The 26365-nt window shown below is 69.2% G+C and carries 27 protein-coding genes; 13 read left to right on the top strand and 14 right to left on the bottom strand.

Annotation, left to right across the window (positions count from 1 at the left end; genetic code table 11):
• Positions 1 to 18: 18 nt before the first annotated feature.
• The 6 genes from JKJ07_RS06310 to JKJ07_RS06335 all read right to left on the bottom strand — a co-directional run bounded on the left by JKJ07_RS06310 (position 19) and on the right by JKJ07_RS06335 (position 5390).
• Positions 19 to 1530 carry an amidohydrolase family protein gene (locus JKJ07_RS06310; protein ID WP_202990286.1) on the bottom strand — a complete coding sequence of 504 codons (1512 nt, stop codon included), beginning with the start codon at positions 1528 to 1530 and terminating at the stop codon, positions 19 to 21.
• Positions 1527 to 2102, bottom strand: a complete 576-nt coding sequence (locus tag JKJ07_RS06315) for a hypothetical protein (RefSeq protein WP_202990287.1) — start codon at positions 2100 to 2102, stop codon at positions 1527 to 1529. Before JKJ07_RS06315 ends, JKJ07_RS06310 begins: the two co-directional genes overlap by 4 nt.
• A complete protein-coding gene (locus JKJ07_RS06320) occupies positions 2099 to 2776 on the bottom strand; it encodes a hypothetical protein (protein ID WP_202990288.1) in 678 nt (225 codons plus the stop codon). The genes JKJ07_RS06315 and JKJ07_RS06320 overlap by 4 nt, the downstream gene beginning before the upstream one ends.
• A complete protein-coding gene (locus JKJ07_RS06325) occupies positions 2776 to 3060 on the bottom strand; it encodes a putative quinol monooxygenase (protein ID WP_202990289.1) in 285 nt (94 codons plus the stop codon). Before JKJ07_RS06325 ends, JKJ07_RS06320 begins: the two co-directional genes overlap by 1 nt.
• Positions 3060 to 4340: a phenylacetate--CoA ligase PaaK gene (gene paaK, locus JKJ07_RS06330; protein ID WP_202990290.1), complete on the bottom strand. Its 1281-nt coding sequence runs from the start codon at positions 4338 to 4340 to the stop codon at positions 3060 to 3062. The genes JKJ07_RS06325 and paaK overlap by 1 nt, the downstream gene beginning before the upstream one ends.
• An 81-nt stretch (positions 4341 to 4421) precedes the next feature.
• Positions 4422 to 5390 carry a phosphotransferase gene (locus tag JKJ07_RS06335; protein ID WP_236028444.1) on the bottom strand — a complete coding sequence of 323 codons (969 nt, stop codon included), beginning with the start codon at positions 5388 to 5390 and terminating at the stop codon, positions 4422 to 4424.
• Between the two features lie 6 nt (positions 5391 to 5396).
• Between JKJ07_RS06335 and JKJ07_RS06340 the strand changes: the two genes are divergently transcribed.
• The 4 genes from JKJ07_RS06340 to JKJ07_RS06355 all read left to right on the top strand — a co-directional run bounded on the left by JKJ07_RS06340 (position 5397) and on the right by JKJ07_RS06355 (position 10857).
• Positions 5397 to 8654 (top strand): NACHT domain-containing protein, encoded by a 3258-nt coding sequence (locus JKJ07_RS06340; protein WP_202990291.1) that lies wholly within the window; start codon positions 5397 to 5399, stop codon positions 8652 to 8654.
• Between the two features lie 92 nt (positions 8655 to 8746).
• A complete protein-coding gene (locus tag JKJ07_RS06345; protein ID WP_202990292.1) occupies positions 8747 to 9406 on the top strand; it encodes a hypothetical protein in 660 nt (219 codons plus the stop codon).
• An 86-nt stretch (positions 9407 to 9492) separates the two neighbouring features.
• A complete protein-coding gene (locus JKJ07_RS06350; protein WP_202990293.1) occupies positions 9493 to 9765 on the top strand; it encodes a hypothetical protein in 273 nt (90 codons plus the stop codon).
• 369 nt (positions 9766 to 10134) lie between these two features.
• Positions 10135 to 10857 (top strand): TIR domain-containing protein, encoded by a 723-nt coding sequence (locus JKJ07_RS06355; RefSeq protein ID WP_202990294.1) that lies wholly within the window; start codon positions 10135 to 10137, stop codon positions 10855 to 10857.
• On the opposite strand, the gene JKJ07_RS06360 is transcribed toward JKJ07_RS06355, so the two are convergent.
• Positions 10847 to 11236, bottom strand: coding sequence for a DUF1801 domain-containing protein (locus tag JKJ07_RS06360; protein WP_307834139.1), 390 nt, complete (start codon positions 11234 to 11236; stop codon positions 10847 to 10849). The two genes, JKJ07_RS06355 and JKJ07_RS06360, sit on opposite strands and share 11 nt — an antisense overlap.
• Before the next feature lie 226 nt (positions 11237 to 11462).
• Between JKJ07_RS06360 and JKJ07_RS06365 the strand changes: the two genes are divergently transcribed.
• On the top strand, positions 11463 to 12266 hold the full coding sequence (locus JKJ07_RS06365; protein WP_202990295.1) for a hypothetical protein: 804 nt from the start codon (positions 11463 to 11465) through the stop codon (positions 12264 to 12266).
• A gap of 24 nt (positions 12267 to 12290) precedes the next feature.
• Positions 12291 to 12917: an NADPH-dependent FMN reductase gene (locus JKJ07_RS06370; protein ID WP_202990296.1), complete on the top strand. Its 627-nt coding sequence runs from the start codon at positions 12291 to 12293 to the stop codon at positions 12915 to 12917.
• 7 nt (positions 12918 to 12924) lie between these two features.
• Here JKJ07_RS06370 and JKJ07_RS06375 read toward each other — a convergent pair whose 3' ends face one another.
• The gene (locus JKJ07_RS06375; RefSeq protein WP_202990297.1) at positions 12925 to 14559 is read right to left on the bottom strand and encodes a substrate-binding and VWA domain-containing protein; all 1635 of its coding nucleotides are present in this window, start codon (positions 14557 to 14559) and stop codon (positions 12925 to 12927) included.
• Positions 14560 to 14729: 170 nt separating this feature from the next.
• On the opposite strand from JKJ07_RS06375, the gene JKJ07_RS06380 reads away from it, so the two are divergent.
• Both JKJ07_RS06380 and JKJ07_RS06385 read left to right on the top strand, forming a co-directional pair.
• Positions 14730 to 15206, top strand: coding sequence for an Lrp/AsnC family transcriptional regulator (locus JKJ07_RS06380; RefSeq protein WP_202990298.1), 477 nt, complete (start codon positions 14730 to 14732; stop codon positions 15204 to 15206).
• A 402-nt stretch (positions 15207 to 15608) separates the two neighbouring features.
• Positions 15609 to 16160: a GNAT family N-acetyltransferase gene (locus JKJ07_RS06385; protein ID WP_184955746.1), complete on the top strand. Its 552-nt coding sequence runs from the start codon at positions 15609 to 15611 to the stop codon at positions 16158 to 16160.
• Positions 16161 to 16342: 182 nt separating this feature from the next.
• On the opposite strand, the gene JKJ07_RS06390 is transcribed toward JKJ07_RS06385, so the two are convergent.
• Positions 16343 to 17878, bottom strand: coding sequence for an APC family permease (locus JKJ07_RS06390; RefSeq protein WP_202990299.1), 1536 nt, complete (start codon positions 17876 to 17878; stop codon positions 16343 to 16345).
• 71 nt (positions 17879 to 17949) lie between these two features.
• Entirely contained in the window at positions 17950 to 18588 is a 639-nt protein-coding gene (locus JKJ07_RS06395) for a GOLPH3/VPS74 family protein (RefSeq protein ID WP_184955748.1), read from the bottom strand.
• A 231-nt stretch (positions 18589 to 18819) separates the two neighbouring features.
• On the opposite strand from JKJ07_RS06395, the gene JKJ07_RS06400 reads away from it, so the two are divergent.
• Together JKJ07_RS06400 and JKJ07_RS06405 are read left to right on the top strand one after the other, a co-directional pair.
• A complete protein-coding gene (locus tag JKJ07_RS06400) occupies positions 18820 to 19668 on the top strand; it encodes a helix-turn-helix domain-containing protein (RefSeq protein WP_202990300.1) in 849 nt (282 codons plus the stop codon).
• Between the two features lie 34 nt (positions 19669 to 19702).
• Positions 19703 to 19942 carry a DUF397 domain-containing protein gene (locus JKJ07_RS06405; RefSeq protein ID WP_307834140.1) on the top strand — a complete coding sequence of 80 codons (240 nt, stop codon included), beginning with the start codon at positions 19703 to 19705 and terminating at the stop codon, positions 19940 to 19942.
• A gap of 142 nt (positions 19943 to 20084) precedes the next feature.
• Here the strand turns inward: JKJ07_RS06405 and JKJ07_RS06410 are convergent, their stop codons facing one another.
• The 3 genes from JKJ07_RS06410 to JKJ07_RS06420 are packed head-to-tail and all read right to left on the bottom strand — an operon-like array spanning position 20085 to position 22704.
• A complete protein-coding gene (locus tag JKJ07_RS06410; protein ID WP_202990301.1) occupies positions 20085 to 21044 on the bottom strand; it encodes an SIS domain-containing protein in 960 nt (319 codons plus the stop codon).
• The gene (locus JKJ07_RS06415; RefSeq protein WP_202990302.1) at positions 21041 to 22096 is read right to left on the bottom strand and encodes a hypothetical protein; all 1056 of its coding nucleotides are present in this window, start codon (positions 22094 to 22096) and stop codon (positions 21041 to 21043) included. Before JKJ07_RS06415 ends, JKJ07_RS06410 begins: the two co-directional genes overlap by 4 nt.
• Positions 22093 to 22704: a TetR/AcrR family transcriptional regulator gene (locus JKJ07_RS06420; protein ID WP_202990303.1), complete on the bottom strand. Its 612-nt coding sequence runs from the start codon at positions 22702 to 22704 to the stop codon at positions 22093 to 22095. The genes JKJ07_RS06415 and JKJ07_RS06420 overlap by 4 nt, the downstream gene beginning before the upstream one ends.
• A 116-nt stretch (positions 22705 to 22820) precedes the next feature.
• Between JKJ07_RS06420 and JKJ07_RS06425 the strand changes: the two genes are divergently transcribed.
• The 3 genes from JKJ07_RS06425 to JKJ07_RS06430 are packed head-to-tail and all read left to right on the top strand — an operon-like array spanning position 22821 to position 25524.
• Entirely contained in the window at positions 22821 to 23849 is a 1029-nt protein-coding gene (locus tag JKJ07_RS06425; RefSeq protein WP_236028446.1) for a glycosyltransferase, read from the top strand.
• Positions 23846 to 24121 carry a hypothetical protein gene (locus JKJ07_RS49660; RefSeq protein ID WP_236028447.1) on the top strand — a complete coding sequence of 92 codons (276 nt, stop codon included), beginning with the start codon at positions 23846 to 23848 and terminating at the stop codon, positions 24119 to 24121. The genes JKJ07_RS06425 and JKJ07_RS49660 overlap by 4 nt, the downstream gene beginning before the upstream one ends.
• Positions 24118 to 25524 (top strand): aminobutyraldehyde dehydrogenase, encoded by a 1407-nt coding sequence (locus tag JKJ07_RS06430; RefSeq protein WP_202990304.1) that lies wholly within the window; start codon positions 24118 to 24120, stop codon positions 25522 to 25524. The genes JKJ07_RS49660 and JKJ07_RS06430 overlap by 4 nt, the downstream gene beginning before the upstream one ends.
• 304 nt (positions 25525 to 25828) lie before the next feature.
• On the opposite strand, the gene JKJ07_RS06435 is transcribed toward JKJ07_RS06430, so the two are convergent.
• Positions 25829 to 26341, bottom strand: coding sequence for a CAP domain-containing protein (locus JKJ07_RS06435; RefSeq protein WP_202990305.1), 513 nt, complete (start codon positions 26339 to 26341; stop codon positions 25829 to 25831).
• Positions 26342 to 26365 lie beyond the last annotated feature (24 nt).

Consider the following 26365-nt stretch of genomic DNA (forward strand, 5'->3'; position numbering starts at 1 on the left):
GGGGGAGGGGAGGGCCCCTCAGCGGCTTGCGATCTTGCGGCCCAGATAGGCGGCGAGTCTGGTGGAGGGGCCGGCGTCGGGCGGTGCCGGGACGGGCGGGCCATAGGTGAGGCCGTCGCGGAGTTCGGGCGGGACGAGGCGGGTGGCGATCTGCAGGGCGGCCGTGGACAGGTCGGCATTCAGCGGAGTCTGGTCGTCCAAGGCTCGCCCCAGGTCCCAGGCGTGTGCGGTCAGGTCCAGCACCAGGGCGGACAGCGCGGTTGAGGCGAGCCGGGAAGCGCCGGCCGCGGCGTCGAAGTCGCGGCCGAGCGAGGCGAGGGTGACTGACGCCGGGCCGGTGCCGCGGACGACGCCGAGGATGTGCCCCAGCAGCGTGCGGACGTTCCAGCCGGGGCACGGGGTCGGCCGGTCGAGGTCGCGAGGTTCGAGGCGGGCGATCAGGCGGCGGTGGGTGTCCAGAGCCGTGGTCAGCAGGGCGCGGAGGCGGGCCGGGGAGGGGTCGTACGGCGGGGTTGGCAGGGAGAACAGGGTGCGGGCGTTGTCTTCCAGGAAGGCGCGGAACGTCGTCCCGGGCAGGCGCCGGGCCAGGCGGAGCAGGGAGTTGTTGTAGTTCTCGGTCAGCTCGATGTTGGGTGGGCGGCGGACGAAGTGGGTGGGACCGTCGGTGGCCGCGTCGGAGCCGAAGAGGACCCGGGCCGGGCCGAGGGTGTCGAGCAGGCGTTCCACCTCGCGGGAGGCGCACCACGACGTCTCCAGGTGCAGGTTGGGCAGGCGTACGGCGTGCTTGGCGGCTCTTCGGCGGCCCTCGGGCGGGCCGAGGAACGTGTGGTAGAGCACGAACTGCACGGTGGGGAACCGGGCGGCCAGCCGGGCGATGCGGTCGGGGTCGGCCAGGCCGGGGGCGCTGTGGACGGTGACGGGGACGCGCATCTCGGCCGCCACCGTCAGGTACGGGTCGAGGGCCTCGGTGTCGGCCGGGAAGTTGTCGTACGCCGGATGTAACTTGAGTCCGGCGGCGCCAGCGGCGAGCTCTCGGCGTACGGCGTCGGGGTCGGGTCCGAAGGGGCGCACCCAGACTAGCCGGGTCAGCCAGGGTGCCGCGGCCGCCGCGATCTCGACGAAGTCGTTGTCGCCCCACGAGACGACCGCGTGGGTCATACCGCCGGAGCGGGCGGCCGTGACCAGGCTGTCGAAGCCGAGCTGGCCGGCGCCGGGCGCGCGGGCGTGCACGTGGGCGTCCACCGGGTCGAGGGCGGTCCACAGGCGATAGTCGGCGTCGTGGTTGTTGTCGCACCGGCCGGCCGAGCGAACCACGCATTCGAGCGTCAGCCGGCCCGCGGTGGGCACGGAGGCGACCCAGGAATCGGGTCCGAGACGTTCCATCGGCACGTCGACCGGCTCCGACCAGCCGTCGTGCCCGACATGCAGCACGAGGTCGCGGCCGTCGCGGGCCAGCGGGCCGGTGTAGAGCACACGGTCGCGCGAGCCGGGCGGGTCGAGCCAGCGCAGCGGCCGCCCGAAGCGGTTCACAGCTGCAGGGTCCGGCCGTCGGCGAGCCAGGATTCGTGGTCCTCCGACGGGTCCGGGCGACCGTTACTGATCAGGTGGTAGCCGTATTCGACCGTGTCTCCGGCGACGCCCCACACCGCGCCACGGAAGGTGTGCGGCAGCGGCTGGGCGCGGACGAACTCGTACAGGTCGCCGGCCGCCGGGGCCGAGTCGAACGCCGCGAAGGGCAGCCCGTCCATCACGGCGCTCGTGTAGTTGGGCACCTCCCGCGAGCTCCAGACGACCCCGACCGAGGTGCACAAACCCTCCCGATCCTCGTACGAGACCTCCCGCGCGACGATGTCCTCGGTGAAGACCGGCGACGCCGTACGGTCGGAGGCCGTCACCACGAAGAAGAAGTGATGCAACGAGAGGCTGTCGTCGCGCGGCACCTCGAGCACGGCCGAGCGCACCGGCCCGCCCGAGGCGACCACCTGATCGGCCGCCGACCAGTCGGGCGGCGTGCCCCGCGGCGACGTCGTCCAGTGCACCTGCACCATCGCGATGCCCGGCCCGGGGTCGACCCACGTCTTGCGCAGTCCGAAAATGCTCATAGGTGGTGGACCCAGCAGTTGTCCCCGCCCGGCGCCGACGAGCCCTGCGGACCCAGCCACGTCTCGTTCTTCTCGTCGGGCGGATACATGCGGCCGATGTGGTATTGCTGCACGAGCGTCGCCCCGCGCGGCCCCCACATGCGCGAACGGAACCGGTGCGGCAGGTCCAGCCCGTACAGCAGGTGGTATTTCTCGTGGTGGAAGCGCTCCTTGTCCCCGTACGTGTAATAGTTCGTCGCCACGAACTCGGAGTCGCCGGGCACGCGCGGGTCCTCCATCGGGCTGTAGACGGGCGCCGACCAGTCCCCGACCGACCAATAGATGCAGATGTTCGTGACCCAGCCGTTGGGGTCGGCGTATTCGAGGTCGCGGTAGACGATGTCCTCGGTGAACAGGTCGGTCGTCCAGCGATGACCGTGCTGGAAGATCTCGAAGTAGTAGTGGAACCGGTATTCGGGGGTCGACCAGCCGTGCTCGACGTCGCGGACCGTGCGCGGCATGCGCAGCACCTTGAGCCGTTGCCGGGGATGACCGCCGAGGTCCTGCAGCACGCGGGCCTCGTGCCCCCAGCTCCAGTCCGGCCACTGCCCGGGCGGCGTCGCGGTGTAGTGGATCAGCACCTGCTCGACGCCGTCCTCCTGGTCGGTCCAGCCCTTCGGGTAATACCAGCTCATCAGCCGATCACCTCGTACGTGCGGACGCTCGGCACGCCCATCAGCAGCGGTGGCAGCGCGCGATAGAAGTCGCCGGTGGCCGGCAGGTCGAGGTAGCGCTGCATGTCCTCGGCGCTGGCCCAGCTCGACACGGCCATCAGGTTGGGCCCGCTGCGCAGCGACTGCACGAAGACGATGCCGCGCGCGTTGGCGACCACGTCGCGCTGCTGCCGGACGAGCAGGTCGGCCACCTGATCGATCGTGCCCGGCCGCGCGATCGCCTCGAGGATCCGGAAGACGGCCATCACCGCTCCCGGTGGTCGACGAGTCGCTGGATCTTGCCGGCCGACCGCCCCAGCGTCTCGGGCTCGACCACCACCACCTCGACCGACGTGCCGACCGTGTCCTTGACCGTACGGGCCACGTCGGCCCCGGCCGGGTCGCGCCGATCCGGCGGGCAGTCCGGTCGCGCCTCCACCTGCACGGTGAGATGGTCCATCCGCCCGCGCGTGGTGAGCACCAGCTGGAAATGGGGCGCGAGTCCCGGCGTACGGAGAATGATCTCTTCGATCTGCGTGGGGAAGAGGTTCACGCCGCGCAGGATGATCATGTCGTCGGTGCGGCCGGTGATCTTCTCCATGCGGCGCATCCCGGGGCGGGCCGTGCCCGGCTGCAGGCGGGTCAAATCACGCGTGCGATAGCGGATGACCGGCATCGCCTGCTTGGTCAGCGAGGTGAACACCAGCTCGCCCGGCTCGCCGTCGGGCAGCACCGCGCCGGTCTCCGGGTCGAGCACCTCGGGATAGAAGTGGTCCTCCCAGATGTGCAGCCCGTCCTTGGTCTCGACGCATTCCTGCGCGACGCCGGGCCCCATCACCTCGGACAGCCCGTAGATGTCGACGGCGTCGATTCCCGCGCGTTCCTCCATCTCGACGCGCATCTGCTCGGTCCACGGCTCGGCGCCGAAGATGCCGATCTCGAGGCTGGACTTGCGTGGATCGAGGCCCTGCTTCTCGAACTCGTCGATCACCGTGAGCATGTACGACGGCGTCACCATGATGATCCGCGGCCGGAAGTCGGTGATCAGCTGCACCTGCCGCGGCGTCATCCCGCCCGACACCGGAATGACCGTGCACCCGAGCCGCTCGGCGCCGTAGTGCGCGCCCAGCCCACCGGTGAACAGCCCATACCCGTACGCGTTGTGCAGCCGATCGCCGGGCCGCCCGCCGGCCGCGCGGATCGAGCGGGCCATCACCGTCGCCCAGACGTCCAGGTCGTGCTCGGTGTAGCCGACCACCGTGGGCCGCCCGGTCGTGCCCGAGGACGCGTGAATGCGCCGCACCTCGCCCTCCGGAACGGCGAACATGCCGAACGGGTAGTTGTCGCGCAGGTCGGCCTTGCTCGTGGTCGGGAACCGGGCCAGGTCGGCCAGCTCGCGGCAGTCGTCCGGATGCACCCCGGCGGCGTCGAACGCGCGCCGATAGTGCGCGACATTGTCGTACGCGTGCCGCAGGGTCCATTTCAGTCGCTCGAGCTGGACCGTTCGCAGTTCGTCCACGCTCAGACGTTCGGCCTCGTCGAGCATCGCGGCCTCCGTTGGCTGTCTAACGCTCAGTAATCACCTGATCGGCGCACAGCCAACAACAGTCCTTTCGGGTGACGGTTGTCAAGACACCGGAGTCGGTTTTGGAATCTCCGCGAGGTAATACGCCGCCGCCGTGCGGAAGTCGTCGTCGACCGGTAGGGCCGCGTCCCGCAGTGCCCGCTGCCAGGCCGCCGCCTTCGCCACCCGTCCGACGTGACACGCCAGCACGGCCGATCGGCGCAACTTCTCCGGCGGGCCCAGATCGGACCACACGTCGATATAGGCGTCCCGCAATGCGGCAAGCTCGGCCGGCGTCGTCTCGAAGAAGAACTGCGCCGATTGCAACGCGACGAGAAGACAGCCGAACGGGTGCGCGACGGCCGCATCGCCCCAGTCGAAGAAACGGTTCCCCGGAAAGACATTGTCATCGTGCAGGTCGTCATGCTGCAGCGAGGCCGGCACACCGTCCGCCGCCAATTCCGCACACCATTCCCCGTACGTCGTGACGTCGACCCCGCCGTCCACGGTGATCTCGGTCAGCATCGCGCGGAGCCGCTCGGGCAGCACCTGCGGGCGCATGTCGGGCACGCCCAGGGCCGTCATGGCCTGCGCCTTCGGGGCCAGGGTGCGTTGCAGTTCCCCGTACGCCCGGAGCATCTCCCGCCACCCGCGCAGTCGCGCCTCCCGGTCGCCGGGAAGCGCCTCCCGCAGGGTGGGCCCGAGATCCGCGGTGAGCAGCCAGCCGCGCGACGCGTCGACAGCGAGCGGCGTCAATACGGAATCGGGTGCCCATTGCGCAAGCGCGCCCACGAGCCCGGCCTCGTACGCGCAATCGGTGATATTCGCCTTGAACCACCGGAAGCCCGCCGCGGTCGGCGCCTTGTGCGTCACCGACCACGGCCGGACGCGGGTCTGCTCGATCTCACCGGTGACCGGAGTGCCGAGCCCGTCGAGAGTCGCGCGGATCCAGGAATGGGCGGACTCCCGCCACTGCGGGTCCTGCCAGTCGTTCGCACGCATGAATCCGGACTTTAGGCCGTACGCCATCATGGGGCGATGTCTCAGGGTCTGTCCTATGCCGACGCGGTCCGCATTCTCGGCGGTTCCGGTCCGCTCGCCAAGGCCGTCGACAATCTGCTCGGCGGCGTGCTCTCGGTGGCCACGGCGGGCGGCAGCGACCTGGCGATCAGCCTGTTCGACGCGAAGACCGAGGTGGTGCGGCTGGGCACCCTGGTCTCGACCACCCTGAGCGATTCCGTACGCGGGCTGGGCCGGTATGAGCGCAGTGAGCGTCTGCAGGCCGCGCATGCCGTGCTGGTGGTGGCCGCTTTCTTCGAGTCGCTCGAGGAGTGCCTGGCCGCGGCGGGCGTGGAGAGTGTCGACTTCAGCCGGGACGACCAGTTGCGCTTCGCGGGCGACCTGGCCGTGGGCGACCTGGTCGGCCGGGTGCTGTCCACGGCCGTCCCGTTGCCGGCGCCCGACGTGCCGTACGCGGGTCTGCTCGACCGGCTGCGCTCCTGGTTCATCGACTCGGCCATCATCATGCGGCGTCACCTCACGGGTTTCGCCGCATGGGAGCGGGCCGACGACCGCAAGCGAGGAACCGCCACCAGCCTGCTCGCCAACCGGCTGCCCGACCTGGCCGTCGCCCGCTACGACGAGGCGCACCGGCGCCTGGCCGAGGAGATCCCCGAGTTCGCGATCTGGTCCGAGCGCCTGGCGGCCCGGGCGGCCACCCGCGGGCTCGAACGCCTCGAATCCGTGCTGCTCGAGGCCACGTCGGGGCGTGACCCGAGCCGCCACCGGGCCGCGCTGGCCCGCGCTTATCGGGCCGACCTCGACCGTCCGGTGTTCGGCAGCTCGGTGTTCGGCAGCGGGTCCGACGGACTGCGGTTGCCCGCGCTCGGGGCCGCCTACCTGGACCCGATCTTTCGCATGCGGGTGGCCGGACCGGGTGCCCGCCCGGCCGACGACCACTGGTGGACGGCCGCCCAGACCAGCACCGACATCGCCGGCTTCCTCGCCTCCTACCTGATGACGACCCGGGCCGCCGAGGCCCCCATGCTGCTGCTCGGCCAGCCCGGCGCCGGCAAGTCGTCGCTGACCCGGATCCTCGCCGCCCGCCTGCCCGCGGCCGACTTCTTCGTGTGCCGGGTCGCCCTGCGCGAGGTGCCGGCCGAGGCCGAGGTGCAGGACCAGATCGAACTGGCCCTGCGCGCCGCGATCGGCGAGACCGTCTCGTGGGCGTCGCTGGTGGCGTCGGCCGACGGCGCGCTGCCGGTCGTGCTGCTCGACGGCTTCGACGAGCTGCTGCAGGCCACCGGTCTGCACCACTCCGACTATCTGCAGCGGGTGGCCGCCTTCCAGCAACGCGAGGCGGCCCTGGGCCGGCCGGTCGCCATCATGGTCACCAGTCGCGTGGCGGTGGCCGACCGTGCGCGTTTGCCGGTCGGCGCACTGGCCGTGCGCTTGGAACCGTTCGATGATGCGCAGATCGAGCGCTGGTTGAGCGTTTGGAACACGTCGGTTGCGCGACCGCTCACTCTGGACGTGTTACGCCCGTTGCGACACCTCGCCGAGCAGCCGCTGCTACTGCTGATGCTCGCCCTCTACGACGCCACCGGCGACGCTTTGCGCGGTGACGCCGCGGTGCTCGAGGGCGGGCAGCTTTATGAGCGTTTGCTGGCGTCCTTTGCCGCGCGCGAGGTGCGCCGGCTGCACGCGGGGCAGCCCGACGCGCAGCTGCCGGCCCTGGTCGAGCAGGAGTTGCTGCGCCTGTCGGTGGTCGCGTTCGCCATGTTTCACCGCCTGCGCCTGTGGGTCACCGAACGCGAGCTCGACGCCGACCTGGCCGGGCTCGGCCTCACCCCGTCCCGCCCCGGCCGCACCGAGGCCTTCCGCACCCCGCTCACCGCCGGGCAGGAAATGGTCGGCCGCTTCTTCTTCATCCAGCGCGCCCAGGCCGTCCAAGACGATCAAACCCTGCAGACGTACGAGTTCCTGCACGCCACATTCGGCGAATACCTCGTCGCCCGCTTCGTCGTGCAGGCCGTCCGCGACACCGAGGCGCGCGAACGGGCGAGCACCCTGGCCCTGCGCCTCGGCCCGGCCCAGGACGACGACCTGCTGCGCTCCCTGCTCGGCTTCACGGCGCTCACCGCGCGGGCCACGATCCTGCCGTTCATCGCCGAACAGCTCGCCGGCCCCGACCGCGAGCGCCTGCGCGCGTGGCTGATCGAGCGCACCTCGCTGGCGGTGACCCGGCCGACGTACGCGGAAAGCAGTTACCGCCCGATCGACAAGCGGGCCGACCACTGGATGGCGACGTACTCGTTCAACCTGCTCCTGCTCACTTTGGCCTGCGGCGGACAACTTCGCGCATCCGACCTGCACACCCTGACCAACGACCCCGCCTACTGGATGCGCGCCTCGGCCCTGCAGTGGCGCGCCGCCATCCCCGGCGACATGTACATGGACGCCCTCGAGGTCCTCAAGGTCACCCGCGGCTGGCACGAGGGCAAGCGCGACATCACCCTGGAACTGGCACTCGACTGGACCGCCGACCCACCCGCCCCGATGGACGTCGCCTGGTTCAACGACCACGCCCCCGGCACCGACCACCCGAACATCTATCGCTCAGACTTCGGTGTGCACACGCTGCTCAGGTCGATGCACCTGAGCAACTCCCTCGGCGACAGCACACTGCTGCACACTTTGGAGCCCCTGCTCGCCCTGATGCCCGACGCGCTGACGACCTTCGTCGCAACGGACGGAATCGAACAATCCCTCGCGCGCACCGTGGTCGAGACCTGGCTCGCCTCGGCCGCCGACGACGACCCACCGGAGACCAGGATCGCGCGATACGAGCACCTTCGCGCAGCCATCGCCGAGGCCGGCTGGTCACGACCGGACATCCCCGCCGTGCTGGCCCTGCTCGCCCAGGCGCTGCTGGCCGACACCGACCGCCTGCCCCGCGACCTGGTCGTCGAGCTCACGAAGTCGGTGATCCTCGGCCTCCCGGACACCCCGCCGCGAACCGCCGAACTGGCCGCCCGCTGCCTGCTCAGCCCGCAAACAGCCACCATGCTCGCGACGGCTCCCGTGCTGGCCGGAATCGTCGCCGCCCACATGGAAACGCTGAGCCGCGAAACATTGGCCGAAGCCCTCAACGCCATCCTCGCCCACGGCGACGTCAACGGCATCCGCATCCACGACCTGGTCAACCAGCTGGACACCGTCGCCGACGGCCGCCGCCGAACCGCAGTCGAACGCCACGACCCCACCCTGGCCGAACGGCTCGACGCCTTCCGCTGACCGCTTCTATCGGCCGTGTGTGCGCTTGCTGACGACTTTGGCTGGCCGTGTGTGCGCGTTGCTGACCGCGTTGATCGGCCGTGTGTGCGCGTTTGCTGATCACTTTGGCTGGCCGCTTGTGCGCGTTGCTGATCGCGTTGATCGGCCGCTTGTGCGCGTTGCTGCGCACTTCGATCGGCCGTGTGTGCGCGTTTGCCGCGCACTTTGATCGCTTCTCGGCCGTCTGTCGCTCGTTCGGGTGGCTGGCCGATCGGTGGATGGTTGTCCGCGCCCGCTTTAGCCATCTTCGTCCGGTGGCGAGTTTTCGATGGTCCTGGCTGCGCCGCCGCCGTGAGGCGTCGAGCGGGTATCTGGAGAGGGTGGCCCGGCGACTCCGCGAAGGCCCGAGCGACGTGCTCGCCAGGCGAACGGCACCGCGACGGGAGGCGACCGGCAACGGCTTGACCGCGGCCCAGGCCTGGGCAATCAGGGGGCGCGCGCTCGAGGCGTTCAGAAAGCTGAGCCTGGCACCCGACGATGCCGACCGGATTGCCGACGCGGTCATGGCTGTCCTCGGGCCGGCCACTGCCGGCCGCCCACCGAACTCGGAGCATGTGCGCCGGCTCGTCGAGCAGTCGGGACTTGCGGGGCGTGACCTGGACAGCGCCTCGGACGCGTTCGATCACGTGTTCACGCTCATGGGTCCACCACCCGAGGGGATCGGCCGACGGCCGACTGCTCCGGTTCCGGTCACTCCGGGAGGCGTGCAATGACGTCGTCGTGGTCGACCTTGGATCCGTAGGAGAAGGCGGCCCAGTGGACGCAGTCCGCGCCCGAACTGGCGGCTGACGTGATCATGATGGCCAAGGACTATCAGCAGTTCCGGATGGGCGAGGAACGGCTGGCGGCCGAACACAAGCGGACCATGGACCATCGGGTCTGGCTCACTTTGCTGATCGCCATCGGCAGCAACTCGCTCTGCCTCGCGGCGCTGGTTGTGCTCTCGCTGACCGTGCGCGGAGACAGCCTCGTGCCGTTCGTGACGATCACGGCCTCGGGCGTCGTGCTCGCCGCGATCTCCGTAAGCGCCGCGCTGGTCATGCGCCGGCAGTCAGCTGCACCTGCCACCTGAGGACCGCCGAGGCCAACCGGAATGGCCGCCGCAGACCCGCCTCGCGCCCGAGACCACCCCACCCCGCCCCGCTGGAGACCCCGCGCCCCGCCCGAGACCACCCCGCCCCGCCGGAGACCACCGCGCTTCGCCCGAGACCACCCCGCCCCGCCGGAGACCCGGTCAACCACCGGAGACCACCGCGCTTCGCCCGAGACCACCCCGCCCCGCCGGAGACCCGGTCAACCACCGGAGACCACCGCGCCCTGCCCGAGACCACCGCGCCCTGCCCGAGACCACCGCGCCCCGCTGGTGACCTGCGAACCCGCCGGGCTGGTTGGTCGCGGCAGGGGTGCGGCTTGACCATCGATCTAATGCTGAGGACGTTGTATGGGACTGGACAACAAGGATTTGATTCGGCTCTTTCTTGCGCTCAAGGAGCAAGTAAAGGGGGCCGCGGGGGAGTCCGGGGAGTCGGCCGTTGACGTGAGTTATGGGCATCAGTTCAATGCGCTTGCCGTGGCGGCGCGGGAGCGGGCCAGTATTCAGATTCCGGCGGCGCGGGTGTTGGAGCCGCCGCGGGTAGCTGACCTGGTTAGTCAGATCAACTTTGCTACGACTGTGCTGGGGCTGGATGAGAGGGCGGTCGAGGGCAAAGAAGAGGTCTCGGCGAAGCCGCGCATTTTCATCGGCTGCTCTGTCGAGGGGCTGACCTACGCGAAGTTGATTCAGTTGCAGCTGGCCTCGGCTACGCACACGACGATCTGGAATCAGGGCGTGTTCGGGTTGTCCAAGGGCACGCTCGAGACGCTCGTGGCGCAGTGCCGGTCGTACGACTATGCGGTTCTGGTGCTCACCCCGGACGACATGCGCGTCAAGCGGGAGCAGCCGGGGCAGGTGCCGCGGGACAACGTCGTCTTCGAGCTGGGGTTGTTCATGGGGGCGCTCGGCCGGGAGCGGGTGTTCATGGTCGTTCAGGAAGGCACCGAGCTGCCGACCGACATGGCCGGCATCACCCCGGCGACGTTCGACGCGACCGACAGCACCAACCTGGTGTCGGCGCTCGGGCCGGTGACCACCATGCTCGAGATTTCGATGGGCCTCATCCGCTGACGGCCGTCTCGTAGGACAGCTCGATGATCGAACGCAGCGCGGCCTGGTCGGCCCGGTCGACGCGCTTGAGATACAGGCAACCCTTGCCGAGCGTGTGGGGTCCGAGCCGAGCAAACATTTCCCCGTACGCCGTCAGGTCGCCGGTCAGATAGAGCACCGTCTGCGCCTTGCGGGGTGAGAAGCCGATCGCCGCGACGTCGCCCTCGCGGCCCGAGTCGTAGCGGTAGTGCCGCGAGCCGAAACCGATGATGCTGCTGCCCCACATCGCCGGCGGTTCGCCCGTGACCTCGCCCATGAGAGCGACCAGCAGACGCGCGTCGCCGCGGCGCTGCTCGTCACCGATCGCGGTCAGAAAAGCCTCGACGTCATCGTTGGTCACGCGGATCAGGATCGCACGGAAAGCGAGGACCAGGATCGCACGGAAGCGAGGACCAGGATCGCGCGGAAGCGAGGATCGGGATCGTACGGAAAGCGAGGATCGGATCAAGACGGCAAGGCCGCCGGGAGCAGGGCAGGAGCAGGTCGGTAGCGGTGTCCGCCGGGACGAGCACGCGGGGCTTTCCGCGACCTACCGTGAGGATCACCCCCTCGAAAGGACCCCCTGCATGAGCTCTCGCCTGCGCCTGACCACCGCCGTCGCGGCCGTGGCCCTGGCCACCCTGTCCGTGCCCGGCGCCGCCCTGGCCTCCTCGGGCAAGGACAGCGATCGTGACGGCATGCCCGACAAATATGAGCGGGCGAACGGGCTCAACCCGCGCAAGAACGACGCGCGCGGCGACAAGGACAAGGACGGGCTGCGCAACCTGGCCGAGTTCCGGGCCGGCACCAACCCGTCGAAGGCCGACTCGGATTCCGACGGCATTCGGGACGGCGACGACAAACGACCCAGGGTCAAGGACGATGCCCGGGTCCGGTTCACGGTCACCTCGTACGACGCGACGACCGGGGCGCTCGTGGTGGCGTACGGGAAAGGGTCGTCCTTGACTGTGACCGTCACCGACGGGACCGCGCTGGAGTGGCGGGGGCACCGGAAGGGTTGCACCTCGCCGGCGACCGTGGCCGACCTGGTCAGCGGGGCCGGCATCGACAAGCTGAAGCTCGCGCGCCCGGCCTCCGACGATGACGGCAAGCACGACGGCAAGGACGACAGCGGCAAGCACGACGGCAAGGACGACGGCGGCAAGCACGACGGCAAGGACGACGACGGCAAGGACGACGGCGGCAAGCAGGACGGCACGGACGACGGCGGCAAGCACGACGGGAAGGACGACGGCGGCAAGCACGACGGCTCGGACGACTCGGGGCATCACGCGCGTGTCGCCACGCTTCCGGGTGATGACAGCCCGGCCGCGGCCGACAAAACCGCCGTGGCCGAGCGGATCGGCCTGGTCTGCGCCGCGGGCTCGTAACCCGCGCCCTCTAGGCTCGGCGGCATGACCCGCATCCTGCTGATCTCGGGCAGCACCCGCGCGGACAGCCTGCAGACCGCCGCCCTGCGCACTGCCGCTCGTTTCGCTCCGGACGACATCAACGCCGGCCTGTTCGAGGGTCTGCGCGGCGTCCCGGCCTTCGTGCCCGGCGAGACGGACCCGCACGACACGGTGGTGCTGCTGCGCCATCAGGTGCGCATCGCCGACGCCGTGCTGATCAGCACCCCGGAGTATGCGGGCACGCTGCCCGGCAGCCTCAAGAACCTGCTCGACTGGCTCATCGAGGACAACCTGCTCGACGGCAAGCCGGTGGCCTGGCTGTCGGTCTCGGGCGAGGGCGAGGACTTCGGCGCCCGCGCCACGCTCGAGACCGTGCTCAGCCACACGAACGCCAAGGTGCTGCGCGCGGCCTGCATCCGGGTCCCGATCGACCCGAGCACGATCGACGAGTCGGGCCTGATCACCGACGCGCTTCTGCTGCAGGCCCTGCAGGACGCGCTGCAGGCATTGGTCCGCGTCCTCTCCATGAGCGAGAACAAGCCCCGCCCGGCGTGGCAGCACTACTCGACAGTCCTCCCAGTGATCGAGCGCCGCGACAAGTCCTCCCTCCCGGACTGGCAGGCGGGCTGAACGAAAGTCAGGCGCCTTTGCGGCTGGCTATCGCCTCCAGGAAGATCTCGCCGATCTTGGCGGGGTCGGTGGCGATGAAGACCCCGCCCGAGCCGGCCGCCTCGACGATGTCTTCCAGTTCCTTGCGGTCGATCGCCGTGCCCATGCCGATGATGATCATGCGGACCGGGCGTTGCGGGTTGCGGAGCTTGGTCATGCGGGTGACCAGCTCGTCGATCGTCAGGCCGCCGGGGTTGTCGTTGCGGCCGTCGGTGTAGATGACCACCGAATTCGACACCCCGGCCCGCCAGCCCTGCTGGACCCGCTGGTAGGCGGCCAGCGCGGTGTCGAACAGGCCCGTGTCGCCGCCGGGCCGGGGGACGATCCGGCCGATCGCGGCCTCCATCTCGGCCCGGTGGGTGGCGCACGGGGAGATCGGCACGTTCTCGACCCACGGGCGGGTGCCGGCCATGTTGGTCGAGAACGTCCAGTTGCCCACCGACCAGCGGTCGTCGAGCAGGCCCAGGCCCTGCCGCGCGACTCCCTGCGTGACCTGCGCGCGGGTCAGGCCGCCGGCCGTCGGCACCTTGGCGTTCATCGAGCCGGAGACGTCGAAGACGGCCAGCATCCGGCCAGGCTGCGTGATCGCCGTCCAGCTGCCGAGCAGTTGCGTGATCGCCTTGGCGTCGAGCGTGGCCGGCGGCGGCAGGGCCGGGGGCGCGCCGGGCGGGGCCGCGAAGCCGGGACCGGTCGTGCCGCCGGGGCTGCGGATCCCCGCCTTGGCCAGCTCGGCCGAGAACAGGCCGGTGCTCAGAGCGGTGCGCAGCGTCGCCGCGGCGGCCGCCTTGCGGGGGTCGATGCCGGGCATGACCGCGTACGGGTAATCAAGCACCACCGACGCGGGCGGGTAGACGGCCGTCAGCGGGGTGGCCGGCCCGCTCCGGTTGTAGGCGATCACGTCGGCCTCGGACAGCGGGGCCATGCCGATCGGGTCGTCGCTCTGGAACTCCTGCAGCACGTCGTCGCGGATGCTGGAGCGGTTCTCGGCCAGCGCCCGCATCGCGCCCACCCGGAGCCGCGCGTCCCGGCCCGCCGCACCGGCCACGACGATCAGCCCGGCCAGCCCGGTCGCGTCCCGTCCGGGGTCGGCGACCGCGGGTCGCAGGGTCTTGTCGGTGGCGATCCGCTGGGCCAGCCCCTGGGCCGTCAGCTTGCTGCCGGGCGGCGCGGCCAGCACGAGCGGGCTCTCGGCCACCGAGCCGAGCGCCGACGGCACGAAGCCGGGCGCCTCCGACGCGAGCCGCAGCAGCCAGGTGGCCGAGTCGGGGATCCAGACGTCGGCCGTCGTGTCCTGCTTCCTGGTCAGCCCGGCGACCAGGTTGACGCCGTGCTTCTGCCCGACCGCGGCCGCCATCGCCGTCGGGTCGACGGCCGTCACGGCGACGGTCACGCAGGCCCCGTTGCTGGTCCACGTGTCGGCCGCCGTACGCACGGCGGGCGCGATCTCGGGCGCCGCGGCGACGTCGAGGGCGATGGTCTCGGGACACTCGTCGGTGGACAGTCGCCGATATCCGGCCCATCCGCCCGCCGCGACGAGCACGGCGGCCGCGGCGACGACGGCGACGATTCCTGAGCGCTGGAGCTGACGATGACGGCCAGGCATCGAGACATCATGATCTGATCGCCGGTCCGGGACCATGGCCGTTCGGCTGATTTCTTCACCAGGAATGCACATAGACCGTTGTTGATCATAAAGAGCATCTTGCCCACCGATGTCCTTGCCCGCTGTGCAAACGCACAGCAGAATGGCCGGTAACGGGGGAGGATGCAACGATGCGATCTCTGGACGCGACCGATGCGCGCATTCTGCTGGCGCTCGACGCCGATCCCGACGCCACCGTGGTCGCCCTGGCCGAGCGGCTGTCCATGTCGCGCAACACCGTGCAGGCCCGGCTGCGCCGCATGCGCGAGTCGGGCGCGCTGGGGGCCTATTCGCGCCGCCTCGAGCCGGCCGCGCTGGGTTATCCGCTGATGGCGTTCATGACGTTGTCGCTCAGTCAGCGCGAGGGTGACCTGGCGGCGCGGCAGATCGTCCGGATCCCCGAGGTGGTCGAGATCCTCGCCACGACGGGCGACGGCGACCTGCTCGTCCGGATCGTCGCCGAGGACACCGCCGACCTTTATCGGATCACCAACCTGGTCGTGGCCGCCCCGGGCGTGGTGCGCACGTCGACGTCGATCGTGCTGCACGAGGTGGCGCCCAACAGCGTCGACGGGCTGCTCCGCCGGCACACAGCGGAGTCGCGCTGACGAAAGATCCGTGACTGAGCGTCACCGAGTTGCGGCAGGAATTTGATGTTGCTACGAAAAAAGAGCCGCTGCGCACTTGACTGGCCACGTTAAAGATCAATTATGGAACGGTAGCGCTATTCGCCGTTGTTCAAGGGCGTGCACCAGGGGTAATGCGCACGATGCTTAGTACTCCGGGGCCTGAACAATGTGCCGAATCGAGGGACGAATCTACTGTGGCCACTGCAAGTTGCACGCCAAAACGGGCACTCGACGCGTCCGGTAGATGAATTGGCACATTCAATCCGTCGACACGCATTGTTCTGTCCGGGTGACCCTTCGTACGCTGATGGTCAACAATCATCGATCAAGATGAGTGCGAGAAGCGGGCCGACCTGGCGGCGGCCTGCGGGGGAGCCGAGCATGCTGATCAAAGTCATCGACCGGATCACCGACGCCACCCTCCACGAGACAATGTGGAAGATGTACACGGATGCGTTCGAGGAGCTGAATCACCTGGCGGTTCAGCGTCATCTGATGTTCCGGTCCGAGTTCGACGAGGTAATGGCGGACACCCGGGTCGACAAGTATCTTGCCCTCGATGACGACGGCACCATCTGCGGCGTGGCGACCTACACGAATGATCTGGAAGCCGTGCCCCTGATCGCCCCTCAGTACTTCGAGCGGCATTGGCCCGAGCACTATGCCGCTCACAAGATCTGGTACATCGGGTTCGTCGCGGTGAGCCCGCACGCGCAGGGCCGCGAGGCGTTCGCCCAGCTGGTCGAGCAGATGTACATGGTGGCCTCGGCCCAGAACGGACTTGTTTGTCTGGACATCTGCAACCACAACGACGAGGTGCGGCGGATGTCCCGGGTGTTCCGGATGATGGTGAGCCGGCTCTCGGACAACATGAAGTTCACCCGGATCGACCAGCAGTCGTACTGGCTCTACGAATTCCCGTCGGCCGCCTGACGGCTTCCCGGCCGCGAAAACGCGGCAGGCCGCCGATTCATCGACGGTCTGCCGCGGAGCTGGGGGGAAACCTTCAGGCCATAGGCGACCTCCGGATCGAAGTGGATGTCGGTTTCTCGGCGGCCGCGGCCGCCGGTTCTTTCCGTCCGGCGGGCGCGACGTCTCGCGCCTGCCGGAGGAAGCTAGTAGGGATATCCGCTTCCGCTGCGGGCACCGACCGGGTCGGCGTGCATTGCCCGCAGCATCGACGTGCTATCGGGGACGACACTCACCCGCCCCTCGGAGCCGCGGCCGATCGCCGCGTAGACCTCCGGGCGGGCGGCCCGCATGATCAGGGCCCAGACGAAGCCGACCAGGGCGACCGCCAGATAGAGCGCGGGAATGAGCCACTGGAACGGTGAATTGCCGTCCACCTGGAGCAACTCGCCGAAGCCGATGCATGTCGCCGCCAGCACGACGGTCAGCAGCAGGAAGGCCGCGGCCGGGGCGATATAGGCCTTCCAGACGCTCTCCCCGCGCTTGTTGCGCATGAAGAAGGCCAGCACGGCCGCCGACGCCGCCCACATGAGGATCAGGACGCCGAGCCCGCCGATCGTGGTCAGCCAGGCGAAGACGAAGACGAGCGGATCGGAGCCGACCAGGGCGTACAGGCTGAGCACGATGATGGCCAGCACGCTCTGGGTGATGGAGCCGAGCAGCGGAGCTCCCGTACGCGGGTGGGTGCGCCCCCACGCGGCCGGGAGCACGCCCTCACGCCCGAGGGCGAACTGATAGCGCGACACCGCCGCGTGGAAGGCCAGCAGCGCCGCGAACACGCTCGTCAGGAAGAGCACGTAGCCGAGGTCGATCAGGAAGCTCGGCAGGTGCGGCCCGACGAGCTGGAAGACCAGGTCGGTCTGATGCTCGGCGGCCCGCGCGGCGATCTGGTCGGGGCCGGTGTTGACCGACATCGCCCAGGCCGAGACCGCGCACAGGACGCCGGCCAGGATGACCGCGATGTGGGTGGCCCGCGCGATCGTCCGCTTGGGGTCCTTGGCCTCCTCGGAGAGCACCACGGTGGCCTCGAAGCCGACGAAGCCGGCGATCGCCAGCACCATCAGGATGCCGATGACCGGGGTGGCCAGCGGCGCCGGGGAGAACTGGGAGAAGGTGATGTGCCCGTCGGCCGGGTTGCCGATCATCACGAGGTCGTAGATCAGCACGACGGCGATCTCGAGCACGAGCAGGACCGCCAGCACCTTGCCGCTCAGGTCGACCCAGAGCAGGCCGAGGATCGCCACCGCGAACCAGGCCACGATCGCGCAGGCGTACCAGGGCACCGTGAAGCCGAACGCGGCCAGGATGCCGCTGGCGACCGAGCCGAACAGGCCGAACAGGCCTATCTGCATAAGGGAGTAGGCGGGCAGGGCCACGAAGGCTGCCCCTACGCCGATGACACGGCCTAACCCATGACTGATGTATGAGTAGAACGCGCCGGTGTTGACGATGTGCCGGCTCATGGCGACGAAGCCGACGGTGAACAGGGAGAGCAGCCCCGCCGTGACCAGATAGGCGATCGGCACCGCGGTGCTGCCGATGATCGCGTAGATGGTCGTGATCGAACCGATGATCACGGTCAGTGGGGCCGCGCCCGCGACTCCGAAGAACACCACCGACGGGACGCCCAGCCTGTTCTTGGCCAGCGCCTTCGAGACGATGTCCGGTTCTTCGGGTTCCATACGTGCCACCAGCAGCCTCCCGGCCCAATGTTCAGAGTTGTTGCGCCCGAGGTGATGGCGCCCGATGCCGCTCACCGGCGGCCAACAGTGACGACCGAGCCCACGGAGGCTTCGGTGTATTCGACGAGCTCCCGCAGGTCGGCCGGGAGTGATCCGACGGCGCTGGGCAGCGATTGGAACGCGTGCCGGTGCGCCTCGAAGTCGTAGAGCACGTGCCGGGTCAGGCCGGTGGCGGCCACCAGCCCGATCAGCACCCGATCGGTGATGCTCATGCCCATCCCGCGCACCAGCATGTTGGCCAGGCGTGCGGGCGCCCAGGCGGCGGCGTTGCGCTGGGCCGCGCTGTTGGGCATATAGAGAGTCTCGGTGGACAGCAGCCGCCGCTTGGTGACCGTCTCGACCGCGCCGAGGCGGGTGAGCCGTTCGCCGACCCGGATGGCCGCGTCCTGCGAGAGGAAGGCCAGCCAGATCCGGACGTCCCGGTGTTGCGGCTGGGCGACCAGCAGGTCGAGGACATCGTGCGCGAGCGCGTCCGACGGAGGATGCCGGTCCAGGATCAGCAGATCGCCGTCGGAGATGCCGATCCGCCCTTCCAGGATGAGCTCGCCTAGTAGTGCGGCGGCCAGGCCAAGGCCGGTCGCACGTGGATGGAGTCTGGACCGGCCGGTGCGGTCCTCGTGTGCGATCAGGAAGTACTGGTCAGCCAACACGCCGCCACGCCCCTTAGACAACGTCTTGATGGTCTTTGGTCGGGTTGGCAGTGACCACCATGGCCGCGATGATCACTGTCGGTAGAAAACGCTGTGACTCGATGTCCGCGCATCATGTACCCGCCGGAAGGGCATATACAAGAAGGCTAGTACTTTTTGTTTGGTACGCCGTGTTTGGATCATGAAGGCCTGGGCCGTACTATCGGTCTCATCAGGACCGAGGGAGTCCAGGTGTCCGTAGATGAAGGGCCAACCCTGCGCCGCCGCCGTCTGGGTGCGGAACTTAAACGGTGTCGCGAAGCGGCAGGGCTGACGCAAGAGAACGTCTCCAGGCATTTCGAGTGGCACGCCGCGAAAGTCACGCGCATCGAAACGGCGCGTGTGGCGGTGACCCCGCGAGATGTGAAAGACCTGCTGACGCTGTACGGCGTCGGTGATCAGGATTATCGCGAGGCGCTGGTCGAACTGGCCCGGCTGTCGCGCGAGCGAACGTGGTGGACCGACTACCGGGACATCATGCGTCCCGGCAACTTCGTGGGCCTGGAGGCGGCCGCCGCCTCGATGCGGGCCTGGGAGCCGATCATCGTGCCCGGGCTGCTGCAGACGGAGGCGTACATGCGTGCGCTCATCCGGACCGGCCGCTCGAACGAGTCACCACAGCAGACGGACCGCCGCGTCTCGCTGCGACTCACCCGTCAGGTGCGGCTGCGCGGCGAGCGGCCGCTCGAACTGACCGCCATCATCGACGAATCGGTGGTGCGCCGGGTAGTAGGCGGTGACGACGTGATGAACGAACAGCTTCGGCATCTGATCGAGGTTGCTCAATTACCCAATGTGATGCTGCAGATTCTCCCCTTCAGTGCCGGCGAACACACGTTCCTCGGCGGTTCAGCAGCGCTTTTGGAGTTTCGGGAGACCACCCATTTGGATGTTGTCTATCTTGAAGGTCTTGCGGGAGACTACTACGAAGAGCAACCGGCCGAGGTTGTTCGCTACCGGCAGGAGTTCGAGCGTTTGAGTGCTCGGGCGCTCGACCACCGGATGACCATCAAGATGATTGAGAGCCTGCTCGTCGCGTAGTGCTCTCGCGAGACAACCGCATAAATGAAGGGGGGTGCTTGAGTTGCTCACGCACCAGCAAAACGCTGCCGTTCTCACCGGCGCGGTCTGGAAGAAGGCCAGCCGCAGCAACGGCAACGGCGGAAACAACTGTGTCGAGGTCGCTTTCCTCGACCAGGGCGTCGCCGTCCGGGACAGCAAGGACCGCTCCGGTCCTGCGCTGATGTTCACGACTGCGGAGTGGGCCGCCTTCGTCGGGTCGGCCAAGGACGGCGAGTTCGACCTCGACGCCTGACCAGAACTCTATCGATAAGCACGCGCCGTTGGGAAGTGCTCACTGAAAGTTCGCTTTCCGAAGACGGGTGTCTATCCAGGGTGCCGTGGCTCCGATCACCGGGAGTTGCGGCACCCGCACTCAGAATCACCATTCTCACCCATTACGGTGACGTTTGTGCGACGCGTTCCCACCATTTCGCGGCCACCAGTTCGGCGACCAGGGTTTCGGTCATCAGGCGTACGTCAGGAACGTCGTCGTGCCGAAAGCGAACCGTTCCCGCGGCGCCCGGCACATCGGCGCCGACCGATACCACGGTGGACTTTCGCGAACGCATCCACTCGAGCGCCTGCTCGTCGTAACGTGAACCCGGAAATAGCAGCGCACGATAGCGCAGCGTCTTCGTCAGATAGACGTCCACATGCGCCCAGTCGCCCGTCTCGCAGCCGTCGGCCGCCCGGCGCGGCCCCTCCCGCACCATGAGCGCCGACTGCAGCGCCGACGAGATCCGGTCCACCGGCGCGAGCGCGTAGACCCCGTCCCCGCCGTCCAGCAGCTCGTCGACCCGGGGCAGCCACGCGTCCCGGCGCTCGAGCAGATCCGCCGTGGCCTCGGCGGTGCGCTCGATGAGCCGTACGGTGGGCTCGGTCTTCGCCTCGGACAGGTGCCGGGTCAGCGCGTCGAGCAGCAGCAACGTGTGCTGGAAGGAACGGCAGGCCACGCCGCCGGTCTCGGGGCCCGCGTGCATCGGGACGACGGTGGTCGCGCCGCGGGCCAGCGGCGAGTCGAGCACGTTGGTGACGGCCACGTAGTCGCGCCCCTCGACCGCGTCGAGCGTCTCCCGGCTCGTGCCCGACGCCGAGATAGCGATCAGCGGGCCCGGCAGCGCGGGCAGGACGTCCGAGGCGTACTCGGCCGACGCGTCGACGCCGCGCAGCCGCAACCGGCGGGCCGCGACCAGGGCGGCGTACCGGGAACTGCCCATGCCTACGAAGGTCACCCGTCCGGGGTGGCCCAGCGCGGCCCACGGATCGGCATCAGCGAGGTGCCGGGCCAGCGTGTGCAGGGCGGCCGGCTTGGCCTCGAGGTCGGCCAGGAACAGAGCGGGATGCAATCGGATCACCCGTACCAGGAACGCAGGACACCCAGCGGCGCGTATCGCCAGCGGGGGAGGAACCGGGCCGCGTAGACCAGCTCGCGGCACTCCTGCTCGACCTCGAACGGCCGCACCAGGCCGACATCGAGCAGCTCACCCAGGCCCCGGGTCAAGAGCGTTTCCCGGTACGCCGTGAGCAGGTCATCGGCCGTGCGGCGGCCCCAGGCGACCAGCTCGGCGCGGTGCCGGCCCGCCGTGCGCCGGTTCGCGATCTCGGCCACGTGCAGCACGCTCGTCCGCAGCTGGGCCACGTCGCGGGCGACCGGTTCGGGGCGCGCGGCCAGTGTCGGGTTTCCGTCGAAGTCGATGACCGCGTAGCCGTCGCGCCAGCGCAGGATCTGCCCGACGTGCAGGTCGCCGTGCAGGTGGATGGCCTTTCCCGGGCGCGATCGGGCGGGTGAGTCGAGGTCGGCGGCCAGCCGGGAGCGGATCGAGGCCAACCAGTCATCGGCGACCTCCGGCAGCCCCGCCACTTGGGTTTCTGCGGCGCTGGTGGCCAGCGCCTCCTCCAACAGCTCGGCCCACCCGTCGGCCGGTGGCGCGGGCACGACCGGCTCCGGCAGCAGCGCGGACGGGGTGGCCAGGGCCGCGTGCAGCTCGGCGGCGAGAACGCCCAGGTCACGGCCGAAGTTCGCGGGCGGACCGCCGTCCAGCTGGGCCAGCAGGTCGTCGACGCACCAGTCCCAGCCGTCCAGGCCACCGGGGAGGAATCCGGTTACCAGCGCGACCAGATTGTCGCCGTCGAAGAGGGCCGCGTGCGGGGTGGGCATGCTGGTGAAACCGTTGGCGGCCAGGTGGGCCAGCAGCGGGGTGGACCGGTCGGGGGCGGGAGTACGCATCCACTTGACGACCACTTGCTCGTCGACCACCACCGACTCGTTGGTCTGATCGACAGTGATCGGGCGTTCGGTCAGTGAAATGTTAGATTCCACTGGGACGAAATGCCGCAGCGCGGGGTCGCGGTCGAGGGCACGTCGGACGAGGTCGGCGGACCGGCCGGGCGAAGGGGCCGCGGTCACGCCGCGACCTCCAATGGACAACCGGTCGCCTGCCGGGCGTACGAGAGAATGAGCTCCTCGGCCTGCGCGGCGTCGAGCGTGGGGTGGCGGGCGACGATCCGATACCCGTACGCGTCCTCGAGCGCGACCAGGTTGCGGCCGATCGTCTGCGAATCCGTGGCCAGCGCGAACACGCCCCGGGCGGCGCCCTGCTCGAGGATCGTCTGATACATCGACACCTGGCGGTCGAACAGCGTGGTGAGCAGGGCCGCGTAGACCCGGTTGCGCCCGGCCGAGCCGCCCAGCTCGCACAGCAGCCGTACGTCGGCGTCGTCGGCGTCGGTGGGCAGGCCCGACCGGATCGTCACGACCAGCTTCTCGATCGGGTCGGTGAGCCCGCCGATCCGGCGCATCCGCTCGGCGTAGAAGCGCTCCATGCCGGCCTGGTTCGCCTCGAGCAGCAGGTCGCTGAGGTCGGGATAGTGGTAGAGCACGGCGCCGGACGTCAGCCCGGCCTCCTCGGCGACCTGGTTGAGCAGCACCCCGCCCGGCCCGTGCTGGATCATCGCGCGGCGGGCCGCCTCGACGAGGTCCGCCCGGCGCTCGCTGCGCTTCTTCCGGGTTGCCAACGTGTTTCCGTTTCACTTGATCGTCAACTGTCGCCGACAACCATAGGCTCAGGGTATTGACCTTCCGCAAGAGCACTTGTTGAATTGCCGTTCAACAACGGCTGGGGAGGTCGGCAATGCCTCTGACGGTTCTGTTCCTGCCCGAGAGCGCGTACGGGCCGACCAACAACTGCATCGGGATCGGTGATGTGCTGCGCCGCCGGGGTCACCGCGTGGTCTTCGCGGCCGAGGCCTCCTGGGCGGGCAAGCTGACCGCGCTGGGGTTCGAGGAAGACCTCGTGCACCTGGCCCCCGAGCCGGACACCCCGCAGGACGCCGGGCAGTTCTGGAAGGACTTCATCCGCGACACCGCGCCCGAATTCCGCAAGCCGACGATCGAGCAGCTCGACACGTGGGTCAAGCCGGTCTGGCAGGAGCTGATCGACGGCGCCAAGTTCTGCCAGCCGACGCTCACCGAGATCATCGCCCGGGTCCGGCCCGACGTGATCGTCGAGGACAACGTGGTCGCGTTCCCGGCGCTCAACACGGCCGGGGTGCCGTTCGTACGGATCGTGTCGTGCAACCCGCTCGAGGTGAAGGGCCCGGACATCGCGCCGGTGTTCAGCGGGTATGCGGCCGACGACCGTACGGGATGGGAGGAATTTCGCGCCGAGTACGACCGGACCCACCGGGCGATGTGGGCGGAGTTCAACGCGTGGGTCGTCGAGCAGGGTGCCCCCGCGCTGCCCGACCTCGAGTTCATCCACGAGGGAGAGCTCAACCTGTACGTGTATCCGTCGGCGCTGGACTACACGTCGGCGCGGCCGCTCGGGGACACGTGGCAGCGGCTCGAATCCTCCGTACGGGAGACCGACTCCGGCTTTTCTTTGCCGGCCGGCTTCTCCTCCACCGCCGGCAAAATCATCTACTTCAGCCTGGGGTCGCTCGGGTCGGCCGATGTGGAGCTGATGCGCCGGGTGATCGCCGCGCTGGCCGAGACCGAGCACAAGTACATCGTGTCGAAGGGGCCGCTGCACGCCGAGTTCGAGCTGGCCGACAACATGATCGGCGCCGAGTTCCTGCCGCAGACGAGCATCCTGCCGCTGGTCGACCTGGTGATCACGCACGGCGGCAACAACACGACATGCACTTCGGCAAGCCGATGATCGTGCTGCCGCTGTTCTGGGACCAGTACGACAACGCGCAACGAGTCGACGAAACCGGCTTCGGCGTGCGGTTGGACCCGTACAGGTTCACGCCTGACGACATGCGCGCGGCGATCGACCGGCTGCTGAACGACGCCGGTTTGGCCTCCCGGCTCGCCTCGGTCAGCGTGTCGATCCGATCGGCCGACGGGTTGCGAGTGGCCGCGGACGCCATCGAGAAAATCGGGGCGGCTGGCGTCGAGGCCGGCTCTTCCGGGCAGGCCGGCGCATGACCGCGCTCATCAATCCCGCCACTGGATCTAACATTTCAGATGTCAGTGATTCCGAGCTGCCCGAGGTCGGGAAGGTCGTGGCCGCCGCTCGTGCCGCGTTTCAGGATTGGCGGGACGCTACGCCGGCCGAGCGGGCCCGCGTGCTGCTGCGAGTGGCCGACCTCGTGGAGCGGGACGCCGAGGAGCTGACCCGGCTCGAGGTCGAGGAGACGGGCAAGCCGCTGCCGGTGATGCGCGACGGCGAACTGCCGTTCGGCGTCGACAACCTGCGGTTCTTCGCCGGGGCGGCACGATCGCTCGACGGCACAGGCGCGGGCACGCTGTCCGCCGGATACACGTCGATGCTGATCCGGCGGCCGATCGGGGTCGTGGGCAGCATCGCGCCGTGGAACTTCCCGCTGGTCATGGCCGTCTGGAAGATCGGGCCGGCCGTGGCCGCGGGCAACGCCGTGGTGATCAAACCGGCGCCGCAGACGCCCCGCAGCACGCTCGCCCTCGTCAAGCTGTTCGAGGAGGCGGGGGCGCCGGCCGGGCTGGTCGGCGCGGTGACCGGTGGCGCCGCGGTCGGCTCGGCGCTCGTACGGGACCCGGGTGTCGACATGGTCAGCGTGACCGGCTCGACGGCGACCGGGCGCGAGGTCATGCGGGGCGCGGTGGACGGGCTGAAACGCGTACATCTGGAACTTGGGGGTAAGGCGCCGGCGATCGTCTTCGCGGATGCGGATCTGTCGGAGATGGCGGCCGGGGTGGCGATGGGGGCCACCTACAACACGGGGCAGGACTGCACGGCGGCCACCCGGGTCTATGTCGAGCGGTCGGTCTATGCGGAGGCGGTCGAGGCGCTGGAGGCTGCGCTGACCCGGGTGCGAACCGGGGACCCGTGGGACTCGGCTACGGATATCGGGCCGCTGATCTCCGCTGCGCACCGGGAGCGGGTGTCGGGGTTCGTGTCGCGGGCCGTGGCCGACGGGGCTCGGGTGGCCGTCGGGGGTCGAGCGCTGGACGGGCCGGGGTTCTACTTCCCGCCGACGCTCGTGCTCGACGCCGACCAGCGCAGCGAGATCGTGCAGGATGAGATCTTCGGGCCGGTGGTGGTCGTGGTGCCGTTCTCGTCGGAGGACGACGGCGTGCGGCTGGCCAACGACGTGCGTTACGGGCTGGCCTCGTCGATCTGGACCCGCGACGTGGGGCGGGCGCTGCGGGTGGCGCATCGGCTCGACGTGGGCGTGACTTGGATCAACGACCATCTTCCGATCGCGTCCGAGGCGCCGCACGGCGGGGTCAAGGGGTCCGGCTTCGGCAAGGACATGAGCCAGGAGGCGGTCGGCGAGTATTCGGTGACCCGCCACCTGATGATCAAGCATGCGGCGCCCGCGGAGCGCGATTCGTTCCGCCCGGCCTGATCCCGTTCCAGCCGGGGGCGTGAGTTCCCGCCGGTGCGTGAGTTCCGGTCGGCGGCATGCGTTCCAACCGGCCGTTTGATGCCGATTTAGTCACCGGCTCACTACTGATCGAAGTCGAGAAGTCACTCGCGACGCCAGAAGGCCGAAATGCCGCGCAGTAGGAGCTGTGCGGCATTTCGGCTGTGGATAAGCCTGTGTCCTGTGGATAACCGGCCGTCCCCTCAGGTCCGGCCACTAGCCTGGCTGCGGGGTCGCCCCCCGTGGTGTGGCGGGGGACGGGCAGTAGGCGGACGATCTTGACAGGTCAGACGCGGCCGAAGTCCTGGGTCCAGTACGGGGTGCCGTTCGACGTCATGGCCAGGCCGACGCCGACCGCGATGCTCGAGCAGTTCAGGATGTTCTTGCGGTGGCCCGAGCTGTTCATCCAGCCCGTCACGACCTGCTGCGGCGTGCGGTAGCCGTAGGCGATGTTCTCGGCCGAGGCGCCGTTGCGCGGGTAGCCGGCGCGCACCTCGCGGGTGACGAAGTTGCTGCCGTCCGAGCCGGTGTGGTCGAAGAAGCGCTGCTTGACCATGTCCTCGCTGTGCGCGCGGGCGGCCTTGACCAGGCGGTCGTCGATTCGCAGGGCCTTGCAGCCGCGGGCGGTGCGCTCGGCGTTGGTCAGCTTCACAACCTCGTTCTCGTACGCGACCTGGTCGACGGCCGCGGCCTTCTTCGGCGCCTCGGCGGACGTGGCCGCGAAGGCGGGGGCGCTGAAGAGGGTCGGGACGGCGATGAGGGCGGCGGTGACGATGGCCTTGCGGACGAGACGCTTCAAGTTCGGGCTCCTTCTGTCGTTCGG

Origin of the sequence: Paractinoplanes lichenicola, from assembly GCF_016785085.1 — a bacterium.
Taxonomy (GTDB): domain Bacteria; phylum Actinomycetota; class Actinomycetes; order Mycobacteriales; family Micromonosporaceae; genus Actinoplanes; species Actinoplanes lichenicola.